Origin of the sequence: Streptomyces sp. NPDC006512, from assembly GCF_040611935.1 — a bacterium.
GTDB lineage: Bacteria > Actinomycetota > Actinomycetes > Streptomycetales > Streptomycetaceae > Streptomyces.
Genome location: NZ_JBEXPG010000018.1, coordinates 131,777 through 139,260, shown reverse-complemented (window position 1 = coordinate 139,260; position 7,484 = coordinate 131,777). Strand labels below are relative to the sequence as shown.

7 protein-coding genes are annotated in these 7,484 nt (G+C 72.9%); 3 read left to right on the top strand and 4 right to left on the bottom strand.

Annotation, left to right across the window (positions count from 1 at the left end):
• Positions 1-922: 922 nt before the first annotated feature.
• Together ABZZ17_RS15285 and ABZZ17_RS15280 are read right to left on the bottom strand one after the other, a co-directional pair.
• Entirely contained in the window at positions 923-1,546 is a 624-nt protein-coding gene (locus ABZZ17_RS15285) for a response regulator transcription factor (RefSeq protein ID WP_356875988.1), read from the bottom strand.
• The gene (locus ABZZ17_RS15280) at positions 1,543-2,760 is read right to left on the bottom strand and encodes a sensor histidine kinase (RefSeq protein ID WP_356876007.1); all 1,218 of its coding nucleotides are present in this window, start codon (positions 2,758-2,760) and stop codon (positions 1,543-1,545) included. The genes ABZZ17_RS15285 and ABZZ17_RS15280 overlap by 4 nt, the downstream gene beginning before the upstream one ends.
• A 778-nt stretch (positions 2,761-3,538) precedes the next feature.
• Here ABZZ17_RS15280 and ABZZ17_RS15275 point away from each other — a divergent pair.
• Both ABZZ17_RS15275 and ABZZ17_RS15270 read left to right on the top strand, forming a co-directional pair.
• Positions 3,539-4,093 carry a heme-binding protein gene (locus tag ABZZ17_RS15275; RefSeq protein WP_356875986.1) on the top strand — a complete coding sequence of 185 codons (555 nt, stop codon included), beginning with the start codon at positions 3,539-3,541 and terminating at the stop codon, positions 4,091-4,093.
• A gap of 71 nt (positions 4,094-4,164) precedes the next feature.
• Positions 4,165-5,604 carry a M1 family metallopeptidase gene (locus ABZZ17_RS15270; RefSeq protein WP_356875984.1) on the top strand — a complete coding sequence of 480 codons (1,440 nt, stop codon included), beginning with the start codon at positions 4,165-4,167 and terminating at the stop codon, positions 5,602-5,604.
• Positions 5,605-5,638: 34 nt separating this feature from the next.
• On the opposite strand, the gene ABZZ17_RS15265 is transcribed toward ABZZ17_RS15270, so the two are convergent.
• Together ABZZ17_RS15265 and ABZZ17_RS15260 are read right to left on the bottom strand one after the other, a co-directional pair.
• Positions 5,639-6,181 carry a GNAT family N-acetyltransferase gene (locus ABZZ17_RS15265; RefSeq protein ID WP_356875982.1) on the bottom strand — a complete coding sequence of 181 codons (543 nt, stop codon included), beginning with the start codon at positions 6,179-6,181 and terminating at the stop codon, positions 5,639-5,641.
• 81 nt (positions 6,182-6,262) lie between these two features.
• Complete coding sequence (locus ABZZ17_RS15260) at positions 6,263-6,838, bottom strand: TerD family protein (RefSeq protein WP_031145314.1); 576 nt, start codon at positions 6,836-6,838, stop codon at positions 6,263-6,265.
• A 156-nt stretch (positions 6,839-6,994) separates the two neighbouring features.
• Between ABZZ17_RS15260 and arfB the strand changes: the two genes are divergently transcribed.
• Complete coding sequence (arfB, locus tag ABZZ17_RS15255; protein ID WP_356875980.1) at positions 6,995-7,420, top strand: alternative ribosome rescue aminoacyl-tRNA hydrolase ArfB; 426 nt, start codon at positions 6,995-6,997, stop codon at positions 7,418-7,420.
• Positions 7,421-7,484: the final 64 nt, after the last annotated feature.

Below are 7,484 nucleotides of genomic sequence, written 5' to 3'. Positions count from 1 at the left end.
GTCGCTTCGCGATGGCCTTCGGCCACCCTTGACCGACCGGCCCGAAACGAAATGCCAAAGACTGCCGGGAAGCCCCCGAAGGAGGGCAGGGGGGACCGACTGCCCAAAGGTTCCGTCAGCGATGAGCCGAGGGGCCGGGGGCCGCCCGACCGGGCACACGGCCCCCTCGCGGCCCCTTCCGGGACCAGGCCAACGGCTTACCCACCCGAAATGACGACCACGACGTCCTGGGATGCCGTCAGGCGCGTCAGATCGCTACGCGCTTCTCTCGGCTTAGCGTCCGGCGACCGTCTGGGGTTGGACATAGACCGCCCACACGGCCTGCCCATCACCCTTGACGTGCGGCTATCGCCCGCCTGTACTCCTGCGGTGACACCCTCCGGCAGGAAAGACCTCCAGGCTTCCCCTGGGAGTGACCACGGCTGGTCGTCGGCCGCCGAGACGACATCGGGCACAGATGCCTCCTGCGGCCTATGTCCAGCCCCAGACGGGCCGCTGCCGCTGAGCCGAGAGGAGCGCGTAGCGATCTGACGCGCCTGACTGCGCCCCAGGCTGATGTGGTCGTCATTTCGGGTGGGTAAGCCAGGAGCCCGGTCCCGGAAGGGGCCGCGAGGGGGCCGTGTGCCCGGTCGGCCGACCCCCGGCCCGTCGTCTCGTCCCTGACGGGGCCGCTCCTCTGACTCTTCCCCGTGACCGTTCTTTTGGGGGGTTCCCGTCGGTCTTCGGCTTTCCGGGGTGGGGCGGTCGGTCAAGGGTGGCCGTAGGCCATCGCGTAGCGACGCGAACGAAGTGAGCGCCCTTGAGGGACCGGTCCAGCCCGGAGAGACGATGAGACTGACGGGAAACCACCAAACCCTCCCTGATGCGGATCACGGGGACCCCGCCGTCCCCCGACCCCGCCCCGCCCCCCGCCCCCGCCCCCTCACGACGGCAGGAGGCGTTGTTCCTTGGCTACCGCGACCGCGCCCGCGCGGGTGTCCACGCCGAGTTTGTCGTAGATGCGGCCCAGGTGGGTCTTGACCGTGGCTTCGCTGATGAACAGGGCGCGGGCGATGTCGCGGTTGCCGAGGCCGCGTGCCAGTTGGCCCAGGATGTCCAGCTCCCGGTCCGTCAGGGTGGGCCGGGAGCCCCGCATGTGGGCCATCACGCGGCTCGCGACCGGCGCGGAGAGCGTCGTACGGCCGGCTGCCGCCGAGTGGATCGCGGCGAAGAGTTCCTCGGGCCGTTCCGCCTTCAGGAGGTAGCCGGTGGCGCCTGCGCTGATGGCCCGGGTGATGTCCGCGTCCGTGTCGTACGTGGTGAGGACGAGTACGTGCGGGGGGCCGGGCAGGGCCGTGATGCGGCGGGTGGCCTCCACGCCGTCGATGCCCTCGCCCAGTTGGAGGTCCATGAGGACGACGTCCGGGTGGAGCTTCGCGGCCAGTGCCACGGCCTCCTCGCCGCTGCCGGCCTCGCCGAGCACCTCGATGTCCGGCTCGCTGCCCAGGAGGGCGAGGAGGCCGGCGCGGACCACTACGTGGTCGTCGCAGAGGAGGATCGTCGTCATCCTGTGGGCTCCAGGGGGATCGAGGCCGAGAGGACGGTGCCCTCGCCCGGGGTTGATTCGATGGTCAGGGTGCCGCCGAGCTGGCGCACGCGGGCGCGGATCGCCGGGAGGCCGTGGCCTCGGTCGGGGCCGGCGCTGCGGGGTTCGGTGAAACCGTCGCCGTCGTCCGCGATGTCCAGGACGACCTGGTCGCCGAGGAAGCTCAGGGTGAGGGCGGCGGTACGCGCGCCCGAGTGTTCGCGGATGTTCGACAGGGCGCCCTGGGCGATCCGCAGGAGGGCCGATTCGGCGCGGTCCGGGAGCGGGGCCGGGGCGCCTTCCAGGTGGAAGCGGACGGTGATGTCCGGGCCGGCGTCCAGCGCGCGGAGGGCGTCGGCGAGCCCGGCGCCGTTCTCCAGCTCGGGCGGCGCCAGGTCGTGGACGAGCCGCCGGGCCTCGGCGAGGCCGCGGGCCGCGATGCCGGTGGCCGTCCGGACGTGCGCGCGGGCGGTGTCCGGGTGGCTGTCCCAGGTCCGGTCCGCGGCCTGGAGCAGCATCTGCTGGCTGGACAGGTGCTGGGCGAGGGTGTCGTGGATCTCCATGGACAGCCGCTGCCGCTCGGCGAGGGTGCCTTCGCGGCGTTCGGTGGCGGCGAGCTCCCGGCGGGTGCGGATCAGGTCGTCGATGAGTGCGCGCTGGGCCTGCGCCTGGCGTTCCATGTGGACGAAGACGGCGGTGGCAAGGGCGGCGATGGCGGGCGGGGCGAGGAACAGGTTCGGGTCGAAGTCGGTGGACAGCCGCAGCTGGGCGGCGACGACGAACACCGTGAGCAGGGCGACGAGGACGATCGCGGCGCGTGGGGGGAGGGTGCGCAGCGCCGTGAAGAAGAGCGGTACGGCGCACCAGGCGAAGCTCGGCGCGAGGAGGACCAGTACCACCCAGGTCGCGACGACCAGGCCGAGCCAGAGCAGGCGGCGCAGGGTGGGGGTGGTGGCCTGCGGCGCGGGGACCGATGCGCGGGCGGCCTGCGGCGCGGGGGCGGGTACGCGGGTGGCGCGGGCGGCCTGCGGCGCCGGGGCGGGTACGCGGGTGGCACCGACGACGGGGCCGAGGACGTACAGCAGGGCCAGCGCGATGCTGAGGGCGATGACCCAGGGGGTGCGGGGTTCGCCGGGGTGCCGCAGGAGGAAGCGGGCGACCGAGGCGCCGAGGAGCAGGAAGAACGCCGCGTGCATGACGGTGGCCAGGGTGCGGGTGTCGGGATCGGCACCGGCACTGGCGGCGGGGTGCGGCCGCGGGGTGTGGCTCACGGCGGGGCTCCTGGGGGTGGGGGTGGTATCCATCTTGCCTCTGCCCTGGCCGGGCGGGTTGCCGGTGGGGATCCGCCCGCCGGGCGGCCGGTGCCCCGCCGGGCGGCCGGGGCGGGTTCCCGGGTGCCGGGTGGGCCCGGCACCCGGGTGGGTTCCGGATCTGGATCCCGGGGGTTCCGGGCCCTGGGTGGTCCTGACCCCTGGGTGGGTTCCGGGTTCTGGGTGGTCCTGACCCCTGGGTGGGTTCCGGGCCCCGGGTGGTCCTGACCCCTGGGTGGGTTCCGGGCCCCGGGTGGTCCTGACCCCTGGGTGGGTTCCGGGTCCTGGGCGGTCCGGGACCCCGGGTCGGTTCCGGGCCCCGGGTGGTCCTGAGCCCCGGGTGGGTCCCGGGCCCCGGGTGGTCCTGAGCCCCGGGTGGGTCCCGGAAACCGGGTGGGTGCCCGGACCCCCGGGTGGGTTCCGGAACCCCGGTGGGGTTCGGGGGAGGGGTTCGATCAGGAGAACCGGGGGGCGGGGGTGGCGCATCGGCCGATCGGATGACCCTCGGGTCAGCCGGTGCGGTGGCCGTTGGGAGCCGGTACGGCGACGGGTGGAGGCGGGATCCGGGCCGAGTCTTGGAGCAGCGGCAGAACGAGCCGGCCGACGCACGACCCACCGACCACGCCCCGCCCCATCGGGCGACGTCCTACCACCAGGAGCAGACATGAACACCCGCACCCGCGTCCTCACCGGTACCGCCCTCGCCCTCGCCCTCGGCGCCGGGACGTTCGGTGCCGTCAGCGCGAGCGCCGCGCCCGCTTCGGCGCCGGCCGCCGCCCCCGCCGCCGCCGCGAAGAAGGACAACGACAAGAACTTCACCACCTCGACCCACCTCACCGTCGACGCCGCGACCCGCGCCGCCCAGGCCGCGCTGCACGCCGCCGAGAAGGAGAACCAGAAGGTGACGGTCGCGGTGGTCGACCGCAACGGCAACACCATCGTCACGCTGCGCGGCGACGGCGCGGGCCCGCAGTCCTACGAGTCGGCCCAGCGCAAGGCCTTCACCGCCGTGTCCTGGAACGCCCCGACCTCCGTCCTCGCGGGCCGTCTCGCCCAGACCCCGAGCCTGAAGGACATCCCGGGCACCCTGTTCCTCGGCGGCGGTACCCCGGTCCAGGCCAAGGGCGCCCCGGTCGCGGGCGTGGGCGTGGCCGGCGCCCCGTCCGGTGACCTCGACGAGAAGTTCGCCAAGGCGGGCGTCGACGCCCTGGAGAAGTAGTCCTGGAGAAGTGGTCCACGAAGCCCCCACGGCACCGGAGCGGGCCCGTCCGCCCGCTTAGGATCGAGTGCGTGGAACACCCCCGGCTCGTCCGCCTCGCCGCCCCCGCCGCCGCAGCCCTGCTCTCCCTCGCCGCCCTGGCCACGGGATGTACGGGTTCCACGGTGCAGGGGCGGCCCGGCGCGTCCGGGCTCCGCGACCCGTACTTCCCGCGCGCCGGCAACGGCGGCTACGACGTCGAGCACTACGACCTCGACCTCGCCTACGACCCCGCCGACGGGCAGCTGCACGGTACGGCCGTCATCACCGCCCGCGCCGGGCAGGGCCTCAGCTCCTTCAACCTCGACTTCAGCGGTCTCAAGATCGAGAGCGTGGAGGTGCAGGGCGCCGGAGCCCGGTACAACCGGACGGGCAACGAGCTGACGGTGCGCCCGGCGAAGGACCTGAAGAAGGGCGAGGTCTTCCGTACGGAGATCGACTACACCGGCCGCCCGAAGCCCGTCACGGATCCGGACGGATCCGAGGAGGGCTGGATCACCACCGATGACGGCGCGGTCGGGGTCGGCGAGCCGGTCGGTTCGATGGGCTGGTTCCCGGGCAACCACCACCCCAGCGACAAGGCCTCCTACGACATCACCCTGACCGTCCCGAAGGGCTACGAGGCGGTCTCCAACGGCGAGCTGCGTTCGCGCACGGAAGTCGAGGACGGGCAGACGGAGTTCGCCTGGCACAGTCCCGAGCCGATGGCCAGCTACCTGGCCACCGCCGCGATCGGGAAGTTCGACGTGAAGACCGGCCGGACCCCGTCGGGCATCCCCGTCTACAACGCGGTGACGCCCGCCGAGGCGGAGCGCAGCGCGCCCGCGCTGGCGCGGCTGCCGGAGATCGTGGAGTGGGGTTCCGCCAAGTTCGGCCCGTACCCCTTCGGTACGGTCGGCACGATCGTGCTGCCGGGCGGGACCCTCGGGTACGCGCTGGAGACGCAGACCAAGCCCGTCTATCCCGGGGCGCCGGACGAGAACCTGATCCTGCACGAGCTGGCCCACCAGTGGTTCGGCAACTCGGTCTCGCCGAAGTCCTGGAAGGACATGTGGCTGAACGAGGGCTTCGCCACCTACGCCGAGTGGATGTGGGCGGAGGAGCACGGCGGGCCGACCGCGCAGCGCCGCTTCGAGGCGATCCTCGCCGGTGACACCTCCGTCGACGAGGCCGCCGACTCGGAGTGGGACGCCTTCCCGCCGGCCGCCCCGCCGGGACCGGAGCACATCTCGGGCACGCCCGTGTACGTACGGGGCGCGATGGTGCTGCACCGGATCCGCCAGGAGGTCGGCGACGAGAAGTTCTCCGCCCTGCTGCGCGGCTGGGCCGCCGACCACCGGCACGGCAGCGCGAGCACCGCGGAGTTCACGGCGTACGCGCAGCGGCACACGGGTCACGACCTGAAGGAGGTCTGGGACGTGTGGCTGTACGGCGAGGACCGGCCCGAGGCGCCCGAAACGACGGCTTCCTGAACCCGGGGCGCCCGGAGCGCGACGCCTCCGGGGGCTACGCGTCCGGGGGCTGCGCGTCCGTGCCGAGCGTCTTGCGCATCACCGTGCAGGGGCGGCCCAGTTCGCGGTCCTTGGCGTGGCGCAGGACCGTGTAGCCCTGGGCCTGCCAGAAGGCGAGGGCCTTGGTGTTGGCTTCGAGCACGGCGAGCCGTACGCCCGTCCGGCCCGCGGCGCGGAAGCGGTCCTCGACGAGGGTGGCGACGGCGCGGCCGTACCCCTCGCGGTGCGCGGTGGAGTCGATGAGCAGCAGACCGATCCACGGGTCCGGGTCTTCGGAGGCCGGGTCGGGGTGGTGGTCGAGGGTGGCGGCCAGGCCGACGAGGCGGCCGGCGGAGCGGGCCAGCAGTACTTCGGCGCCGTCGTGGGCGAGTTCGTCGGCGAGGGCGGCCGCGACCTGTTCCACCGTGATGCGGGCGGGGTCGGGGAAGTCGCCGCTGATCTCGAAGAACGCGTGGTTCGTCGCGTAGAGCGTGGCGATTTCGGTGAGGACCGGCCCCGGCAGGGCGCCGTCCACGGGGACGAGCGGTTGGAGGATCACCTTGCGAACGGTAGCGAAGCCCCCTGCCCGGACGGTGGGGAGGGGGCTTCGCCTGCGGCTGTGCCGCGGACCGGGCGTCGGTCAGACGTTGACGCCGAAGTCCTGGGCGATGCCGGTGAGGCCGGAGGCGTAGCCCTGGCCGACCGCGCGGAACTTCCACTCGGCGCCGTTGCGGTAGAGCTCGCCGAAGACCATGGCGGTCTCGGTGGCCGCGTCCTCGGAGAGGTCGTAGCGGGCGATCTCGGCGCCGCCGGCCTGGTTCACGACGCGGATGTACGCGTTGCGGACCTGGCCGAAGTTCTGGCTGCGGGACTCGGCGTCGTAGATGGAGACCGGGAAGACGATCTTGTCCACGTCGGCGGGGAGGCCCGCGAGGTTCACGTTGATGGCTTCGTCGTCGCCGGCGCCCTCGCCGGTGCGGTTGTCACCGGTGTGGACGATGGTCTGGTCCGGGGTGGACTTGTTGTTGAAGAAGACGAAGTGGCCGTCGGAGACGACCTTGCCCGTCGCGTTCACCGCGATGGCCGAGGCGTCCAGGTCGAAGTCGACACCGGTGGTGGTACGGGTGTCCCAGCCGAGGCCGACCGTGACGGCAGAGAGGCCCGGGGCCTCCTTCGAGAGCGAGACGTTGCCGCCCTTGGACAGGCTGACAGCCATGGGATTGTCCCTTTCCTCATCCAGCATGCACGTACAGGCGGTCAAAGTACCGCTGTCTCCTCTAACGCGAGGAGGTACCCGCGGGGTTCCCGCCCGAAATAAGCCCGCACGAAATAGGAGTGACGGGGCGGGTGCGGGCGCGGGATCATAGGGCGCATGCCTGGTCCCTATGTCATCCGCGGTTCGGTCGTGCTCCCCGAGGCGGAGCTCGCCTGGCGTTTCTCGCGTTCCTCGGGGCCGGGCGGGCAGCACGTGAACACCTCGGACTCCCGTGTGGAGCTGCTCTTCGACGTCGCGGCGACCAAGGCGCTGCCGGACGTGTGGAAGGAGCGGGCGCTGGAGCGGCTCGCGTCCCGGCTGGTCGACGGCGTGGTGACCGTACGGGCCTCCGAGCACCGCTCGCAGTTCCGCAACCGGGAGATGGCGCTGGTCCGGCTGGCCTCGCTGCTCGCGGAGGCGACGGCCCCGCCGCCGAAGGCCCGTCGGGCGACGAAGATCCCGCGTGGGATCAACGAGCGCCGCCTGCGGGAGAAGAAGGCCCGCGGCGAGACGAAGCGCGGCCGTACGGGCCGGGACTGGTAACCGCGCCGGCGCGCCGGGCGGGCCGGCGGTCAGGACGCGGCGGCGGGCGGGACGCACCGGACGC